This window comes from Pandoraea sp. LA3 (genome assembly GCF_022696215.1).
GTDB classification, from domain to species: Bacteria; Pseudomonadota; Gammaproteobacteria; order Burkholderiales; family Burkholderiaceae; genus Pandoraea; species Pandoraea capi.
This window is the reverse complement of record NZ_PTPY01000017.1, coordinates 1-15694: the sequence shown is the minus strand read 5'-3', so window position 1 is coordinate 15694 and position 15694 is coordinate 1. Positions and strand designations below refer to the sequence as shown.

General features: G+C 63.0%; 16 protein-coding genes and 1 pseudogene. 6 read left to right on the top strand and 11 right to left on the bottom strand.

Going from position 1 to position 15694, the window contains the following annotated elements; translation table 11 throughout:
- Positions 1 to 101 precede the first annotated feature (101 nt).
- The gene (locus tag C5N93_RS02300) at positions 102 to 761 is read right to left on the bottom strand and encodes a two component system response regulator (RefSeq protein WP_242558108.1); all 660 of its coding nucleotides are present in this window, start codon (positions 759 to 761) and stop codon (positions 102 to 104) included.
- A 259-nt stretch (positions 762 to 1020) separates the two neighbouring features.
- On the opposite strand from C5N93_RS02300, the gene C5N93_RS02295 reads away from it, so the two are divergent.
- The 5 genes from C5N93_RS02295 (at position 1021) to C5N93_RS02275 (ending at position 5480) form a co-directional block, all read left to right on the top strand.
- On the top strand, positions 1021 to 1545 hold the full coding sequence (locus tag C5N93_RS02295) for a hypothetical protein (RefSeq protein ID WP_242558107.1): 525 nt from the start codon (positions 1021 to 1023) through the stop codon (positions 1543 to 1545).
- Between the two features lie 59 nt (positions 1546 to 1604).
- Positions 1605 to 3227: an EscC/YscC/HrcC family type III secretion system outer membrane ring protein gene (locus C5N93_RS02290; RefSeq protein WP_242558106.1), complete on the top strand. Its 1623-nt coding sequence runs from the start codon at positions 1605 to 1607 to the stop codon at positions 3225 to 3227.
- Position 3228: 1 nt separating this feature from the next.
- Entirely contained in the window at positions 3229 to 4614 is a 1386-nt protein-coding gene (sctD, locus tag C5N93_RS02285) for a type III secretion system inner membrane ring subunit SctD (RefSeq protein WP_242558105.1), read from the top strand.
- Positions 4589 to 4828, top strand: a complete 240-nt coding sequence (locus tag C5N93_RS02280; protein ID WP_242558104.1) for an EscE/YscE/SsaE family type III secretion system needle protein co-chaperone — start codon at positions 4589 to 4591, stop codon at positions 4826 to 4828. Before sctD ends, C5N93_RS02280 begins: the two co-directional genes overlap by 26 nt.
- 238 nt (positions 4829 to 5066) lie before the next feature.
- Positions 5067 to 5480 carry a hypothetical protein gene (locus tag C5N93_RS02275; RefSeq protein WP_242558103.1) on the top strand — a complete coding sequence of 138 codons (414 nt, stop codon included), beginning with the start codon at positions 5067 to 5069 and terminating at the stop codon, positions 5478 to 5480.
- Between the two features lie 127 nt (positions 5481 to 5607).
- On the opposite strand, the gene C5N93_RS02270 is transcribed toward C5N93_RS02275, so the two are convergent.
- The 10 genes from C5N93_RS02270 to C5N93_RS02225 all read right to left on the bottom strand — a co-directional run bounded on the left by C5N93_RS02270 (position 5608) and on the right by C5N93_RS02225 (position 14611).
- Positions 5608 to 6750, bottom strand: coding sequence for a TyeA family type III secretion system gatekeeper subunit (locus tag C5N93_RS02270; protein WP_242558102.1), 1143 nt, complete (start codon positions 6748 to 6750; stop codon positions 5608 to 5610).
- Entirely contained in the window at positions 6743 to 7432 is a 690-nt protein-coding gene (locus C5N93_RS02265) for a hypothetical protein (RefSeq protein ID WP_242558101.1), read from the bottom strand. The genes C5N93_RS02270 and C5N93_RS02265 overlap by 8 nt, the downstream gene beginning before the upstream one ends.
- Complete coding sequence (locus C5N93_RS02260; protein WP_277990176.1) at positions 7408 to 8247, bottom strand: type III secretion system domain-containing protein; 840 nt, start codon at positions 8245 to 8247, stop codon at positions 7408 to 7410. Before C5N93_RS02260 ends, C5N93_RS02265 begins: the two co-directional genes overlap by 25 nt.
- Before the next feature lie 23 nt (positions 8248 to 8270).
- The gene (sctJ, locus tag C5N93_RS02255) at positions 8271 to 9119 is read right to left on the bottom strand and encodes a type III secretion inner membrane ring lipoprotein SctJ (protein WP_242558100.1); all 849 of its coding nucleotides are present in this window, start codon (positions 9117 to 9119) and stop codon (positions 8271 to 8273) included.
- A gap of 29 nt (positions 9120 to 9148) precedes the next feature.
- The gene (sctI, locus tag C5N93_RS02250; RefSeq protein WP_242558099.1) at positions 9149 to 9505 is read right to left on the bottom strand and encodes a type III secretion system inner rod subunit SctI; all 357 of its coding nucleotides are present in this window, start codon (positions 9503 to 9505) and stop codon (positions 9149 to 9151) included.
- A gap of 529 nt (positions 9506 to 10034) precedes the next feature.
- Positions 10035 to 10253, bottom strand: coding sequence for a type III secretion system needle filament subunit SctF (gene sctF, locus C5N93_RS02245; protein WP_069341437.1), 219 nt, complete (start codon positions 10251 to 10253; stop codon positions 10035 to 10037).
- Positions 10250 to 11050 carry an AraC family transcriptional regulator gene (locus C5N93_RS02240; protein WP_242558098.1) on the bottom strand — a complete coding sequence of 267 codons (801 nt, stop codon included), beginning with the start codon at positions 11048 to 11050 and terminating at the stop codon, positions 10250 to 10252. Before C5N93_RS02240 ends, sctF begins: the two co-directional genes overlap by 4 nt.
- A gap of 228 nt (positions 11051 to 11278) precedes the next feature.
- The gene (locus tag C5N93_RS02235) at positions 11279 to 12880 is read right to left on the bottom strand and encodes an FMN-binding glutamate synthase family protein (RefSeq protein ID WP_069341439.1); all 1602 of its coding nucleotides are present in this window, start codon (positions 12878 to 12880) and stop codon (positions 11279 to 11281) included.
- Between the two features lie 76 nt (positions 12881 to 12956).
- Entirely contained in the window at positions 12957 to 14138 is a 1182-nt protein-coding gene (gene mnmA, locus C5N93_RS02230; protein ID WP_242558097.1) for a tRNA 2-thiouridine(34) synthase MnmA, read from the bottom strand.
- Positions 14135 to 14611: an NUDIX hydrolase gene (locus C5N93_RS02225; protein ID WP_069341441.1), complete on the bottom strand. Its 477-nt coding sequence runs from the start codon at positions 14609 to 14611 to the stop codon at positions 14135 to 14137. Before C5N93_RS02225 ends, mnmA begins: the two co-directional genes overlap by 4 nt.
- Before the next feature lie 427 nt (positions 14612 to 15038).
- Between C5N93_RS02225 and C5N93_RS02220 the strand changes: the two are divergent.
- Positions 15039 to 15694: pseudogene (locus tag C5N93_RS02220) on the top strand (NAD(P)(+) transhydrogenase (Re/Si-specific) subunit alpha); the annotation flags it as partial.

Genomic DNA, 15694 nt, shown 5'->3' with positions numbered 1-15694 from the left:
AGAAGCGATGATGGTCTCCCATTCGCCTCGGCGTCCGCCATCCGGCGCAGACCTGAAATTCGCCCGATGCCTACGGTGACGGCGTGCTCGACCCACGCGAATCAGATCATCATTCGCAACCGATGCGCCCATCTCACGATGTCCGCGACGTTATGAGCGTCGAGCTTTCGCATCATGTTCAGGCGATGCGTCTCGACGGTCTTCACGCTGATCGACAACAGTTGCGCGATGTCACGATTGCGTTGCCCTTCCGCGACGAGCTTCAACACCTGACGCTCACGCAATGTCAGCAATTTTTCCGGCACTTCGACTGCGCCGGGGTCCAGCGTCGGCGGCGTCCCCGTCGGGTCGTGCACGATGCCGAATACTGCCGGATCGACGAAGCGTTCGCCTCGCATGACCACGCTCATCGCGTTGATCAACGTGTCGCGCGAACTGCTTTTGAGTACGAACGCGCCGGCGCCCGCCTCGAGCGACTGCCGTGCCCGCTCACCGTCGTCGCTGGCGGAATGCACGACGATACGCAATGCGGGCCAACGTTGAAGGCACTGACGGATCACGTCGATGCCGTCCATGCCCGGCAGGCCCAGATCCAGCACGATCAGTGTGGGTCTGTGCATGACACAGGCCCGATAAACGTCAAGCCCGTTGGCGATCCTCGCCAGCACACTCCACCCAAGGTCGTCTTCAATCAAACGGCAAAGTCCGTCGGCCAGTAATTCGTGGTCCTCGACAACGATGACACCCGTACACCCCGTCATTCGCAGCTCCTCGACAGTTCAGTTAATCGTTAGCATTCATGCGGATTTTTGTTCACTCTCTTTCGACTTTGGGCAAGCCGGGGCGAATCTTGTGCCTTCGCCTGATACGCAACATAGGAAAACACCGCAATTCTGAAGATTCGGCTGCGACTTCAGGTCTGCGCCGGATGGTGTCCACGACACAGCGCTTGATAATGACGGTCCCTGTTCGCGCTGCCAGACGGTCCGCGACCTCGTGCGCCACCTCCGACAGATACCTATGCGTTTGCCATTTGCGCTTGCCGCTCTCGACTGGATTGCCCCATGCGACGTACAAGGTGCGCGCACCCTGCTCGACCTCGACGGCAGCCCTGGCTGGACATGCCCGGCCGCAGGTGGCTACTGCGTGGCAACTGCGGTGAGTCTTTCCAGCCGGTATTCGTCGTCATCGCAACCGCTGCTCGCGGCCACAGCAACCGATGCCCCACAAGAGGCGTCGCGCTTGCGGTGGCTCACACGCATCTCGCTCGTGATTGCCGGACAGGCTGAGTTGCGCGATGACAGCTTGTGCATCGCGAACGAGACCGTCTGGTGGATTCATCGATTCGACACCGACATCCCGGCCGCGCAGGTGGAGGCGCAGCTTCGTCGTCAACTGCTCGCCTGCGAGATGCTGTCGTCACAGGACGTGCAAGCGCGAGGCAGGTCGAGCGACGCGCCCGCAGCGCCCTCCTCGAACGGTATCGGCATCGCCAGCGGCGCAGCGGGCTCCGCCCGGCGCCTTCACGCATTGCGACGCGGTTGATCATGGGTCATTCGCATAACGACCTCACTCGTCGCCCATTACGCATTAGGGGCAACGTCATGGCAACGATGACTTTCGCCCTCATTGTCTTGATAGCGATCGCGTGGGTGTCGACGAAGGCGGTTGCCGCGTTACCCGCCCCGGCAATCGGGCTCAATTCACACACCACGCCAGTCTGGCGTGGCGGTCCGTTCGTTTTCCAGAGTGCGGGCACGCCGCTTGCGGAGCTCTTGCGCGACTTCGGTGCCCATCACGGCATTCCGACGGTCGTCAGCGCACATGTGAACGACCGATTCATCGGTACGCTGCCCGCCGGTGCGGCGCAAACTACGCTGGACGCACTTTCGGAACGTTATCGGCTTTCGTGGTACTTCAACGGGCAGACGTTAAACATCTATAAAGCAAGCGAGGCGACGCGCCGAGTGATGCCCCTGCGTTATGCCTCCCCCGGCGACCTGCTCGGGCATTTGCGCGACGCCGGGGTGCTTCACCCGAGACACTGCGTGGCGCGGGCGATTCCGGCGACACACGCACTCGAGATCGCTGGCGTTCCCGCCTGCATCGAAACCGTCTCGATGCTGGCCGAATACGTCGAGCGCGACGCCCGCGATCGCCAGGAGAGCGAAGAGACCATCAAGATATTTCCCCTGAAATTCGCCACAGCAGACGACACGAGGTACTTTTATCGCGGTCAGGAAGTCGTCGTTCCGGGCGTAGTCAGCGTACTTAAAGATCTGATTCTTGGCGCGGGACCGCTCGTTGCCACCTCGTCGAGCGTAAGCGCTCAGGGTTCGCTCGGCGGTACCACCGCCGAAATCGCCGTCGCCAACGTTCCGCAAAACGGCACGCCCCGTTTTTCTGCCGATCCTCGCCGCAACGCCGTCATCGTGCGCGAGCGACGTCGCAATCTGCCGATCTATGGCGATCTCATCGCCCAACTCGACGTGCGTCCCCGTCTGGTCGATATCTCGGTGGCAATCATTGATGTGAACGCCAGCGATGTCGCGGAACTGGGCATCGACATGTCGGGGAGCGCGCGGCTCGGCGGCTTCGGCGCGGTCTCGTTAAACGGGCAGGCGAGCCAGTCGGGCGACGGCGACCCCGGCACCTTCACCACGCTAGTGGGTGACACCAACAAATTCATGCTCAATCTGAGCGCACTCGAACGCAACTCGAAAGCGCGCGTGCTATCGCGGCCGTCCATCGTCACGCTCGACAATATGCAGGCTGTGCTTGATCGCAGCGTGACGTTCTATACGAAAGTCTCTGGGGAAAAAGTCGCGAAGCTCGAAAGTGTGACGTCAGGCTCTTTGCTGCGGGTCACGCCACGGCTCGTGCCGAACGAGAACAACGAGGGCCGGGACGACAGCCACGAGCAAGTGATGCTTACGCTGAACATCGAGGACGGCGGCGAGGTCCGCAGCGACCGCAATGTCCGTAACGAAGTCCCAACGATCCGCAATTCTTCGATCTCGACGCACGCCACATTGCAGGCCGGGCAATCGCTGCTGCTCGGCGGCTTCGTGCAGGACGCGCAACACGAGCACGAGCGCAAGATTCCGTTGCTCGGCGATCTGCCGCTCATCGGGCGCTTATTCAGTTCCACCAGCAATCGTAACGATAGCGTCATGCGTCTGTTCCTGATCAAGGCCGAGCCAGCGGCCGCATTGCCGAGCGCCTGAAATGCTGACCCTGACGCTCCTCGATGGCCCGCTCGCCGGGCGTCCCATGCCGCTTCCCGCGGGCACACTCACGCTCGGCAGCGACGATGCCGACATCGCGATGACGCTCGACCACGACGGGCAGGTCACACTGAGTGTGGACGACACCCGCGTTCGACTGGTCACACGAATGCCCGTCTGGGCGGATGGGCTACCGCTCTGGTCCGACGATGCCGATACCGTCGCAGATGACACCGGCGACGCCGTACCCATCGATACGGAAAATGCAGCTCATCCCCTGCCCGCCCTCTCGCTTCAGCTTCCTCTGCATCGCGTCATCGATCTGGCGGGTCTCGGCATCTGGTTGAGCGACGGCAGTCGCGAACTGCCCGCGCCACTCCCTAAGCGACCGGCAAGACATTCCGCGCAAGGAGCATCTACGGACGCCGCCGCGCGTCATTCATCGACAGGCCGATCTGGCGAACGCCACCGGCGTCGTGCGCCTGCGGCATGGCTGGCCATCTCCGGGCTGTCGCTACTCATCGCCGGGACCGGTATTGCGATGTGGCGAACCGGCACAGCCAACGTCATTTCCCAACCGCCGCGACCGGATGCGCTCAGGACACTCGCCGCGCGCATTGCGCCCGGCGTCGTGCTGAACACGGCGGGAGACGCGGTGAGACTGTCGGGCGGATGCCTGGACGACAACACGCGTGCCCGGTTACGCGCCGAAGCACGGTGGCTAGGCAAAGCACTGAGCGACGAGACGTGGTGCCCCACCAGCGCCGTGCAGACCGTGGAGACGCTGCTGCGATTGCACGGTTTCACTCAGACGCAGGTGAACGTGGCCCCCGACGGCGCACTGCTCGTGGGAGGCCCGCTCGTCGCCGACGCACGATGGCGAGCGGCCTCCGATGCCCTGGATGCGCTCGCCTTGCCCCACGGCTGGCGAGTGGCTGACGGAACGGCCGGTAGTTTCGAGCGACTGGTGAAAACGCTACGAGACGCCGGGCAGTTACGTGGCGTCGATATCTCGCGCGACCGCAACGGATGGCGAATCACCGGTGCGCTGTCTGCTGGACGTCAGGCTGCGCTGAAGGGCATTGCCGACGCATGGAATCTGGCGGGAAACACGATGCCTTTACGCATCGAACCGCTACCGCCTTCCATCCCAACATTGGGCGAGACCGGCTTTTCCGCCCCGCTGGTCAGCATCGGCGGCTCGCCCGGCGCGCCGCAGATCACCCTCGAAGACGGGACTCGGCTCGCGCAAGGCGTCCGATTGCCGGGTGGCACGCGTGTTGTCGCGATCCATCCGGATGGTGTGTCGATCGGTGCACACGACCGTCTCTTCTATCTGCCACTCACACCGGAGACCCAACATGACGATGCATCTGACCCGGCTTGAAGACGCCCTTGCCGCCTCACCCAGCACCGTATCGCGCGATGTCGGCGCACAACTCGACGCGGCCATCAAGGCACTGGAAACCGTGCTTGGCGCACCGCTTCCCCCTGCGCAACATGCACAGGCCAACGCTTTAAAGCAAGCTGTCATGGCAGCGGGGGCGATTCTTGAAAGCATCGCGCGCCGCTACAGCACATCGTATGGAAAAGCGCCGTAAGAAATCGCCGATTCGAAATCGCGTCAAAAGCGCGATGCATGCCATCACGCCGAACGCAGCCGACATCATGGTGCGCAGGTGCCCGGAAGCGACAACGCGGTACGCACCACCAAAGTCCCGGCCGACTGATCGTGGGACCCTTCTTCATCGTCCCCCGCTCGCGTGGCTCGCATTCTGCCTTGCCCTTTGACGCCTGCCTGGGGCGCGTCATCGACCTCTTCCACTCTCCACGCTCATCATGCCCAGTTACGATCTAGCGCAAACCCTCGTCGAAGCCCTGAAACTGATCGGCTGCGACCCCAGCAAGATCGACGCCGTCGACAATCACTCGCCCATCGAACTGACATTCAACGCCTCACCGAGCATCATCGTGGAGACGCTGGACAATCAGGTGTGCAGCATTCACGCGGTAGTGGCGACCGACGAAGCTGCACGACTCCACAGAGCCAACAGCGAACGGTTGCTTCAGTTTTTGATCGAGCCCGCAGAGTGGGCGGTCACCGGACATGTCCAATTGCGTGAACGCGATAATCGCTTGATCCTTCACGCGCAAGTCAAGGAAGATGCTGCCGCCGAGGCCGAACCTTTTGCACAGGCGCTCACCGACTTCTACGACCGTATCAAGCTCTGTCGAGAGCACTTACGCACCTGAATGTGATTGCAGGTCGATGGGATAGCGGTGACGACAGTCGTCAGTTGTCGCCCCGTCGACAGGTCATCTCAAGGTGCATGCCTCATGCGCCAATGCATTCCGCCCCGATGCGGCTAAGCACGCCCGCTCAATCGTCCATTGCATCACCTTCCTGCGCGATGCCGGTGCGCCAGGCGTCGAGCGCCTCGTCCAGCGTTTCTCGTTGCGTCTCATCGCGAAAACACCCCTCATGCGCGGACTTGATCAGTTGCGTGAGGGCGTGTGCAAGTGCGTACCGCGCGTCGACCGTCACGATCCCGAGATACGCCGCACGTTGCGCCAGCCAATCGGCACCGACCCACGGCTGATCCAGCAGCATCAACGTTTCCGAGATCATGGTGTCCGTCTCGAACGCACGAACTCCGGCATTGCGTACCGCATGGGCCGATTGCTCGCAGATGGACTCCAGCGTGAGAAACAACACCACCCGGCGCAAATCGTCGACGACTGCGGACAAACGTTGCGTGTCGACGCCACCCTCCATCGGTTGCCCGCCCAGCTCCAACCCGAGCGCCTGCATTAACGCACGCAATCTGGCATGACGTTGCGGCAGACGTCGGCACTCGTCGAACCATTGTGTGAGCGTTTTCTGCGCCCCCTGTGACTGACGAAAGAGCGACTTAAGTTGCTGCATCAGCCCCATTGGCGGTGTTTTTCCATCGCCACATTCAAGCGCCGCAAACGCTTCGATACTCCACGCTTCCGACGTCGTCAGTTCGTCGAGCGTTCGCCGTAACCGCGCCCGCGTTCCTGCGTCCAGTCCGCCGTCGGCCAGCCAAGCGGCGACGATCAGCGCGGCATGGCCGGCAGACATCTGCGCCTGTCGAATGAGTTGCTGAGGATCGGGAACGAACGGCAAGTCTCGCAGTTGGCTGCGCAGCCGCTCGAACTGCGCACCGTTCACGCGCGCGAACCGGTGCATCTGTTGCTCGAACAGCGCCCGCGCACGGTGCCTGTCATCGCGCACGTCGCGCTCGCCAGTCCTGCGAAAGCGCACGCCCAGCGCAAAGCTAAGGTTCTCCTGCGACTCCGCGAATGCCGCTTCCTCGTTCTGTGCGATGGTGGCTTCGATCAGGGCGACATGGCCGGGGACATCGGTGAATGCCGCTCTCGACGACTGACCGTCGGCTTCGAGCGCTTGCCACTCGTCGGCCAGAATACGTTCGAGCGCCGGATTCTCCCTAGGTGTCGTCGCGCGCGAATCGATGGACGACGGCAGTCGCTCAACCATATGCCACCTCCAGACTCGGGCCGACACGCAAACGGTCGATGACCGCTTCAAGATCCGCATCAAGATCGAGACAGACGGTGACCCACTCGCTCTCGATACGCGCCTGATGGCCGGTCAATGTCGCATCCGGGGAGCAAGGCAGCACGATATCGGCGTCTCGCAGTGCATTGGCGATGGCGCTGTGATGCGCCGGAGGCACACGCATGACCAGTGCCCCTTCGCGCACCAGCCCGGGTAACGTCTGGCCAACGCGATGCGCGAAGCGTTCCCCGGCATCGAGCTTGTCGACAAAGTTCGACAGTGCGACGGTCACCGCGTCCGCAACGCGACGCTCCAGCGAACGCACGATCTCGCGCTCCATCGTTGCCTCATCCACGAGCCACTCCACCGCCTGTGCCACGGCCGCTTGCCGTGCCGCTTCGACCAGGGTGTCCGCCTGAGCTTGCGCCTGCGCCTTTGCCGCTTCCTGCCACGCAAGGCGTTGCTCATCGATGTCGCGCCGTGCCTGATCCAGCGATGCCCGTGCGGCATCACGCTCCGCGCGCGCCTCCTCCATCCAGCGAACACGTTGACTCGCCTGCTCGCGCAGTTGCGTCAGTGTCTCGCCGGAAACCACAAGTCCCGCAGGCGCGGGACCGTCAATGGTTTCGATGGGGGTCAATGCGTAGTCGATGACATACATAGCATCCTCTCCAGCGCCGCAAGACGCGGCCAGATGTCGTCTACCGCAACTGCTTCGGACGTCGACGCCGACACAATGGTCGGCGGTGGCAGCAAAATTCGGGCAGCCCTGTGTGCCGCAGATGCGGTCGATACCGTTGATGCCGTTGATGCCTCCCGCACCGAGCATGTCACCCACGTGGTCTGCGCCGCTTGTGTCGGCTGTGTCGGCTGTGTCGGCTGCGTCGCTTGTGTCGTCTGCGCCGCCCCCGCTGCCAGCATCATTGATGCCGCCTGCGTTGCTTCCGCCGTCTGTGTCGGGTATGCAGCATGCGTCACTTGCTCCGTGAAAGCCTCATCGCTGGACGACATCGTGACGATGGACACGGCATCGAGACAAGCACCGGTGACAGCCAGTGCTGCCGTGGCAATCGTCTCAGGCGAAAACTCGGGGCTCGACGGCCAGTCGCGTCGCATCAACAACAGGCGATCGCATTGCCATGCGTCGAGCCAGGGCGACAACGCACGGCGATAGGTGCCCAGCAGCAAATAGTCCGGACACCCTAGCCGACGCAACCCATAGGCGAGTGCGACACGACGCAGGTTCGGCACGAGGCGCAAGATGGGCAGCATGGCATTTGTGGCATCGCTTTCCGGGGGCACACAGCGCACAGCGTGATGGGCCACAGGCCACCCGCGCCGCGCAACGATGAGGCGGTCGACCTGCCGTCGACAAGCGGGATAGCGCCGATAAAGCACTTTCCACGTCGAAAGTCCCAGCACATCCCACCACCCGTCGTCCATCTGCTCACCGGGCTGCCAGACCAGTCGCGCCATGAGTGCGCGTAGTGCGCCTCCGGTCACGATGCCCTCACGCTGCGTCGCCGAAGGTAGCTCACCCAGACCTCCCGACGCCGCCAGCTCACCACCGCAGCCGTACCGAGCGCAACCACGGCCACGGCCAACACCGCCCATGCCGCGACCGGATACCACCGCCGGGCATCCGTTGCCTGCGGAATCGCTTCCGTTCCGGCTCCCGTCCTGGCTTTCGTGATCACGCCCACTGTCGCGCCATCCGTCGATGCCCCGTCGACCGCTTCGATGGCCGCACGCGGCAGCCGGTAATCGGCAGGCTGCAACACGATGCTGATGCGTTCGGGTGACACGCCCGGCACACTGTCGTGCACCAGGCTGCGTATGTCTGTCATGCGCTGCGACATATTGATTTCGGGACTGTATTTGACGAAGACAGCGACTCCGGGAGGCAATGTCGCGCGGCCAGCAGAGTCCGTGGGCACCTGCGCAATCGACACCTCCGCGACCATCACACCATCCAGCGCCGCCAGCATGCGTTCGAGCCGCTGCTCCTTGAGGAAGATGAGTTTCGCCTGCTCCTGCACGGGCGAACTGACGAGTTGCCCCGGCGGGAAGACGTCTTCGACCGACGCACGCTTCTGACGCGGCAGTCCATGCTGACGAAGCACCTCCACACCACGGACGAAATCGCCCCGCTCGATGCGAACGGTGATGCCAGCGGTGTCGGCACGCTTGTCCGCCTGAAGCCCCGAGACCAGCAGCAGCGCAAGCATCTGATTCGCTTCGGTCTCGCTTAAGGCGCGATGCAATTCGACCTTGCATCCCGTGAGTACGAGCAGAAATACGCAGACGAGCCAGCCCCGGGCACCCGTGCGTCCCCGAAGGCAGTTCACGATGCAATTTCCAATATGGCCCCGACGCGTCATTGCATATGGACCAGCTTGTTCACCCCTTGTGTCACGGCACCGGCCGTCTTGGCGACAAACTCAAGGGCCAGCACTCGCTCGGTAATTTCGCGCTGGGCGGCAACCATGTGCGTGGGATCGTCGAGCGTCCGCTCATCCAGTGCGACCCGTTGCACGAGATGCTCCGTATTGCCCGCCAGCTTGCTTGCAGCGCTGACCAAGTGATGTTCGGGCAGCGACGGCGCACTCGCCAATGCCTGCTCGAAGCGGGCGGCATCCGCGCCATTCACGTTCCATGCAGGCGCCGGAATCTTTGACGGGAGGGCCGCAGCCACGGCGTGCGTGACTGTCGATGAAATGAGCGGAGTCGTCATGACGAAGGAATGAGGGAGGACGGTGAAGAGGAAGACGATGCGGGCGGTGCGGGTGATACGGACGATAGGTCCGATGAAGTCGACGGGAGCACTGAGACTGATGCGTTCGAAGGGTGCAATGGGTTCCACGGGGCCGACGACACGGGCGACGCAGCAGATGCCACCTCATGACGCCGCGACCGCCCCGCGTCGGTCGCGTCAAGCCACTGGCGCAAGACATTGGCTGTCGGAACGTCAGCCTGCCCACGTGCGACGAGATCCTGAAGACACGACCGCGCCGCCACTGTGTCGCCAAGTGCAATGAGAAGCGCTGCATGAAGACACTGACGCGCGTCGTCCTGCGGCACCAGTGACGGAAGCGCCGCGAGAATCGCTCTCGCTTCCGCTTCCATACCGTGCTGCGCACCCGCAAGCGCCAGCTCCACGATTTGCTGGCGAACCGCGTTGACGAGCCACGGCATCGGGGGCGCTTCCGGCCGGCTGGCAGTCGACGAAACGGGTGGATTCGACGGCGTCGAGGACATGGCCATCACGCGATCTTGGCGATGATGCCCATCACCGTATCCTTGATGAGCTTGATGGTCGCACTGTGCAAACCGATGGCCGTCGAGAACTGCTGCAACTTGAACTGCACGTCGAGCATGTCCCTGGCATCGTTCGTCTTCTTCGTGCGCACGGCCTGCGTCGCTTCGTCCGACATGCGGCGCACGCCCTCGCCCATGCTCCGATGAATCTCCTCGACGTTCATACCACCCCCGCATCGGTGATCGCACCATGCCCGGCCACGAGATCGGCGCGCATGGCGGCGTAGGCATCCGCACGCGGCATCGCAACGCGTCGCCCGCCACGCTGCGGCGGCGTGCCCAGACGAATCTCCGTCGGCGCGCAATCGAAGCGCTTGCGAAAGGTGTCGGTGAAGTGAGCGTGATTGGTAAAGCCACATTCGAGCGCGATGTCCAGCACCTTGTGACGGGTGGACAGCAGCAAGTCACGCGCCAACCGCAACCGCCGCTCCAGCAGCCACTGCTTGGCGGGCATGCCGTACGTCTGCTGAAAGAGATAGCGAAACTTGCGTAGCGGCATGCCGAACTCTTCGGCCAGCCGCCCGACGGGCCACGGCCGATGGAAATTCGCCTCGACGAAATCGAACAGCGAATGACTGCCCGCAATCGTCTGACGCAACATCGCCGAGAAGTAGCGCTGGTCGCGACACAGGCAGTAGACGTAGAAGAAACGCAGCATCGCCATGCGATCGACGTTCTGCAATGTCATGGCCACATCCACCATCGTGGGTTCGAGAACCAGCGTACGGGCCGCCTGACGGTGGAAGACACCCAGCGGACGACGATCGAGCAGATCGACGACGTCCGGATACAGCGCCTGCAAATCGCAGGCATGAAAATCGTGAGACACCACGGGCCCTGGGGCGTCCATCGTCGCGTCAGAACTGGTCGCGGTCATGCTGCCCGCAGGCAACGTATGCACTAGACCGTTCACACTGAGTTTGACGTCGTGGCGGCTGATCAGAAATCGCACCGTACTCATAGGCTCCTCCTCTGACGACAATCCGTCGGCGGGATGACAAAGTCGAAGCCCACACGATAGGCGAGTACGCGCGCGAGCATCATCCGGTGGAGACCTTAATGTGAGTCGCCACGGCCCGCTCTTTTGGTATTTGGGAAGAAAACTATCGGGAAATATAAAAAAACCCGACGCCACATCGCGTCGGGTTTTACATTCAGACGAAAGCCCGGTCGTGAAACCGTCTTCCGATCAGGCGACGGCGGCCGGAGAGAAACTGTCGGCGCGCGCCATCGGCCAGTACTTTTCGTACAACTGGTAACGGAACTGTCCACGCAGCAGATCGCCCGGCTCAAGGTATTTGAGCGACTCGGACATGAGGCGAATCTCGTTGGAAGACACCCGCTTGACGATGTGATGCGCCCGCAGATCCGACGGATGCGACAACCCTGCCGCCTGAATCAGCTCTTGCAACGCGTGCAACGTATGGGAGTGGAACTGATGCACGCGCTGCGCCTTGTCCGGCACGACCAGTGCGCGCTGACGCAACGTGTCTTGCGTTGCTACCCCTGTCGGGCACCGATCCGTGTGGCACTTCTGCGACTGAATGCACCCGATCGCGAACATGAAGCCGCGCGCCGAATTGCACCAGTCTGCGCCAATGGCGAGCGTGCGCGCGATATCGAATGCCGTGACGATCTTGCCGGACGCCCCGATGCGGATCTTGTCGCGCAACCCCGCCCCCACGAGCGTGTTGTGTACCAGCAGCAGTCCTTCCTGCAACGGCGCCCCCACGTGATCGGTGAACTCCAGCGGCGCGGCACCGGTGCCGCCTTCCGAGCCGTCCACCACGATGAAGTCGGGCAGGATGCCGCTGTCGAGCATCGCCTTCACGATGCCGAAGAATTCCCACGGATGCCCGATGCACAGCTTGAAGCCGGTCGGCTTGCCACCGGAGAGCGTACGCAGTCTGTCGACGAATTGCAGCAGTCCCAACGGCGTCGAGAACTCGCTGTGACGGGAGGGCGAAATGCAGTCCTGCCCCATCGGCACCCCGCGTGTCGCGGAGATTTCCGGCGTGATCTTCGCGGCGGGCAGCACGCCGCCGTGCCCCGGCTTCGCCCCCTGCGAGAGCTTCACCTCGATCATCTTCACTTGCGGCGTGGTGGCCTGTGCGGCGAACTTCTCCGCATTGAACGTACCGTCGTCGTTGCGACAGCCGAAGTAACCCGACGCCACCTCCCAGATCAGATCCCCGCCCTGTTCGCGGTGATGCGGCGAGATCGAGCCTTCGCCGGTGTCGTGGATGAAGTTGCCGAGTTTGGCCCCGCGATTGAGCGAGCGAATCGCGTTGGCCGACAACGCGCCGAAGCTCATGGCAGAGATGTTGAAGATCGATGCCGAATACGGCTGCGCACGATCCGGTCCGATGGTGATCCGGAAGTCGTGGTCCTTCAGCACGGTGGGCGCGAGCGAATGGGCGATCCATTCGTAGCCGGTGGCCTTGACGTCCAGCTCGGTGCCGAACGGACGGCTGTCCACGTCACCCTTGGCCCGCTGATAGACGATGCTGCGCTGCGCGCGGGAGAACGGTGTCTCGGAGGTATCGTCCTCGACGAAATACTGGCGGATTTCCGGGCGGATGAACTCGAACAGGAAGCGGAAGTGCCCCCACAGCGGGTAGTTGCGCAGCACGGCGTGACGCTGCTGCACGACGTCCCAGACCCCGAGGACGACCAACGCAGCGAACGGTATCGGCCAAAGCGGATTCCATCCGTCGACCAGTACCAGCACAAGCGTTGCGACGAGCAACGCCACGGCGATCCAGAGAGCCAGAAATCGGCGCGAAAACATGAAACCTCCTAGGCTTTTGCGGGGGGGACACTCGCCGGCACGCTGCCGGGTGTCCCCCCGGCGAGCGCCGGCGGCTTCAATGCGTATTGAGGATGATGTGTTTCGAGGCAGCCGCCTTGGCAGCGGCTTGCGTGTCGGTGGCGCCAGCGGCACCGCTCGCACCCGCGACGGCGGGCGTCGTGGACGCGATGATGCCGCCGCCCAGACAGACCTCACCGTCGTACAGCACGGCCGACTGGCCTGGCGTGACGGCCCACTGGGCGTCCGAGAACGACAGCGTGAGGCCATCGGCATTCGCATGCACGACTTCGCAGGCGGCGTCGGCCTGACGGTAACGGGTTTTCGCGCCGCAACGCGTCCCCTCGGCCGGCGGCTCGCCCGCGACCCACGAAAGGTCTTCGGCGTCGAGCGTGCCCGAGAGCAGCCACGGGTGGTCGTGTCCTTGAACAACGTAGAGCGTGTTGCTGGCCATGTCCTTGCGGGCAACGAACCACGGCTCGCCGGAGCCGTCGCGACTGCCCCCCAGACCGATACCCTTGCGCTGACCCAGCGTGTAGAAAGCCAGTCCGACGTGCTCGCCCACGATCGCGCCGTCCGGCGTCTTCATGGGGCCCGGTTTGGTCGGCAGATAGCGGTTGAGGAAGTCGCGGAACGGTCGTTCGCCGATGAAGCAGATCCCGGTCGAATCCTTCTTCTTCGCATTGGGCAGACCGATTTGCGCCGCAATTTCACGGACCTTCGTCTTCGGCATTTCGCCGAGCGGGAACATCGTGCGCGAGAGCTGCTGCTGATTGAGTCGATGCAGGAAGTAGCTCTGATCCTTCGTGTGATCGAACGCCTTGAGCAACTCGAAGCGCCCGTCGCGCTCACGCACGCGGGCGTAGTGACCGGTGGCGATGGTCTCGCCGCCAAGCGCCACCGCGTGATCGAGGAACGCCTTGAACTTGATCTCGGCGTTGCAGAGCACGTCCGGGTTCGGCGTGCGTCCGGCCGAGTATTCGCGCAGGAACTCCGCAAAGACACGGTCCTTGTACTCGGCGGCGAAGTTCACCGCTTCGACGTCGATGCCGATCAGATCGGCGACCGACACAACGTCGATCCAGTCCTGCCGGGTCGAACAGTATTCGCTGTCGTCATCGTCTTCCCAGTTCTTCATGAACAGACCGACGACGTCGTAGCCTTGTTGTTTGAGCAGCCATGCCGTGACCGACGAATCCACGCCGCCCGACATGCCCACCACTACGCGTTTTTGACTCATGTGTTGCCTTGCCCGCCGGTCAGCGCCGGGTGGGTCTGAAGAATGTCGAGGTCGTACCGCACCCCTCGCAGGTAATCGTCCATGCAGCGCTCGAGAATGGGCGAGCGGTGCCGCGTTCGCTGTGCACGGACCTCATCCGGCGTGAGCCAGAGGGTGCCGACGATGCCCTCGTCGAGCGTGCGCGAAGCGTCGAACTCGCCCAGCGCACCGGTGAAGGTGAAGCGCAGATAAACGATGTCTTCCGGTCCCGGGGCGAGATAGATGCCAAGCAGATGCTGCGGCTCGAACGTGTGTGCCGTCTCTTCAAGCACTTCGCGGCGTACGGCGTCGACGATCGACTCGCCCGGCTCCAGATGACCGGCCGGTTGGTTGATCAGCAGACCTGCGCGCTTTTGCTCTTCGACAAACAGAAAACGGCCGTCACGTTCGACGACCGCTGCAACCGTCACGTTGGGCTTCCAGCGTGCATTCATGGCTCATCCTTGCGGGACGCGGGGGAGGTGACCCCGATAAAAGCGACATTTTACCGTCTGACGGGGTTTGGCGCTGAAGACGGACAACTTTCACGACCGACCGGTCGGTCGGCGTCGATGACCGACGATCGGGGCTCATTCATGACCGATTGTTCATATTCATATGTCATTTCGTGCAATAGGCGCGTTTGTAATCTTCGGGTAAGCTTCCAGCACCAGCAAAGTGCAATGTGCAGTTGCAGTACCGCATCACCGGTTTGTGCAGTAGTTCGAATGCAGTGGTTTGTGCAGGACTAATGTCATCAGCGGCGAAACAGGTAGTGCGTCTGCCCCGGCAGCGCAGACGCTGCGGCTCCTTGGCCCACGGTTTTGGGCGCATGGGTTCGGCCTCTGATGAGATCAGTTCACAAACCCAAGGAGATACGCAATGAAAATCGGCATTCCCGCCGAAACGCTTGCCGGCGAATCCCGTGTCGCGGCCACGCCCGAGACGGTGAAGAAGCTGGTCGCGTCAGGACACCAGATCGTGATCGGCCGTGGCGCCGGAGACGCCGCCAGCGTGCCCGACGCCGCCTTCGAAGCCGCCGGCGCCACGCTCGGCAGCGCTGCCGACGCGCTGGGTGCAGAACTCGTCCTCAAGGTTCGCGCCCCTTCCCCCGAAGAACTCGCCCAGATTCCGCGCGGCAGTGTCGTCGTGGGCATGCTCAATCCGTTCGATGCCGAGAACAACGCACGCATGGCCGCCGCCGGCGTGACCGCCTTCGCGCTCGAAGCCGCGCCGCGCACCACGCGTGCGCAGAGCATGGACGTGCTCTCCTCGCAGGCCAACATTGCCGGTTACAAGGCCGTGATGCTCGCCGCGAACCTCTATCAACGCTTCATGCCGATGCTCATGACGGCTGCCGGTACCGTGAAGGCTGCACGTCTCGTCGTACTGGGCGCTGGCGTTGCGGGCTTGCAGGCCATCGCGACGGCCAAGCGTCTGGGTGCGGTCATTGAAGCGTCGGACGTGCGTCCGGCCGTGCGCGAGCAGATCGAATCGCTCGGCGCGAAGTTCATCGACGTGCCGTTCGAGACCGACGA

What these genes read in the sequence shown, in the direction of transcription:
- sctI (WP_242558099.1), bottom strand. Translation starts at nt 9,505, where the DNA reads ATGACGACTCCGCTCATTTCATCGACAGTCACGCACGCCGTGGCTGCG.
- C5N93_RS02235 (WP_069341439.1), bottom strand. Translation starts at nt 12,880, where the DNA reads ATGTTTTCGCGCCGATTTCTGGCTCTCTGGATCGCCGTGGCGTTGCTC.
- C5N93_RS02275 (WP_242558103.1), top strand. Translation starts at nt 5,067, where the DNA reads ATGCCCAGTTACGATCTAGCGCAAACCCTCGTCGAAGCCCTGAAACTG.
- C5N93_RS02295 (WP_242558107.1), top strand. Translation starts at nt 1,021, where the DNA reads ATGCGTTTGCCATTTGCGCTTGCCGCTCTCGACTGGATTGCCCCATGC.
- sctF (WP_069341437.1), bottom strand. Translation starts at nt 10,253, where the DNA reads ATGAACGTCGAGGAGATTCATCGGAGCATGGGCGAGGGCGTGCGCCGC.
- sctD (WP_242558105.1), top strand. Translation starts at nt 3,229, where the DNA reads ATGCTGACCCTGACGCTCCTCGATGGCCCGCTCGCCGGGCGTCCCATG.
- mnmA (WP_242558097.1), bottom strand. Translation starts at nt 14,138, where the DNA reads ATGAGTCAAAAACGCGTAGTGGTGGGCATGTCGGGCGGCGTGGATTCG.
- C5N93_RS02280 (WP_242558104.1), top strand. Translation starts at nt 4,589, where the DNA reads ATGACGATGCATCTGACCCGGCTTGAAGACGCCCTTGCCGCCTCACCC.
- C5N93_RS02270 (WP_242558102.1), bottom strand. Translation starts at nt 6,750, where the DNA reads ATGGTTGAGCGACTGCCGTCGTCCATCGATTCGCGCGCGACGACACCT.
- C5N93_RS02225 (WP_069341441.1), bottom strand. Translation starts at nt 14,611, where the DNA reads ATGAATGCACGCTGGAAGCCCAACGTGACGGTTGCAGCGGTCGTCGAA.
- C5N93_RS02265 (WP_242558101.1), bottom strand. Translation starts at nt 7,432, where the DNA reads ATGTATGTCATCGACTACGCATTGACCCCCATCGAAACCATTGACGGT.
- C5N93_RS02290 (WP_242558106.1), top strand. Translation starts at nt 1,605, where the DNA reads ATGGCAACGATGACTTTCGCCCTCATTGTCTTGATAGCGATCGCGTGG.
- C5N93_RS02300 (WP_242558108.1), bottom strand. Translation starts at nt 761, where the DNA reads ATGACGGGGTGTACGGGTGTCATCGTTGTCGAGGACCACGAATTACTG.
- C5N93_RS02260 (WP_277990176.1), bottom strand. Translation starts at nt 8,247, where the DNA reads ATGGCGCGACTGGTCTGGCAGCCCGGTGAGCAGATGGACGACGGGTGG.
- C5N93_RS02240 (WP_242558098.1), bottom strand. Translation starts at nt 11,050, where the DNA reads ATGAGTACGGTGCGATTTCTGATCAGCCGCCACGACGTCAAACTCAGT.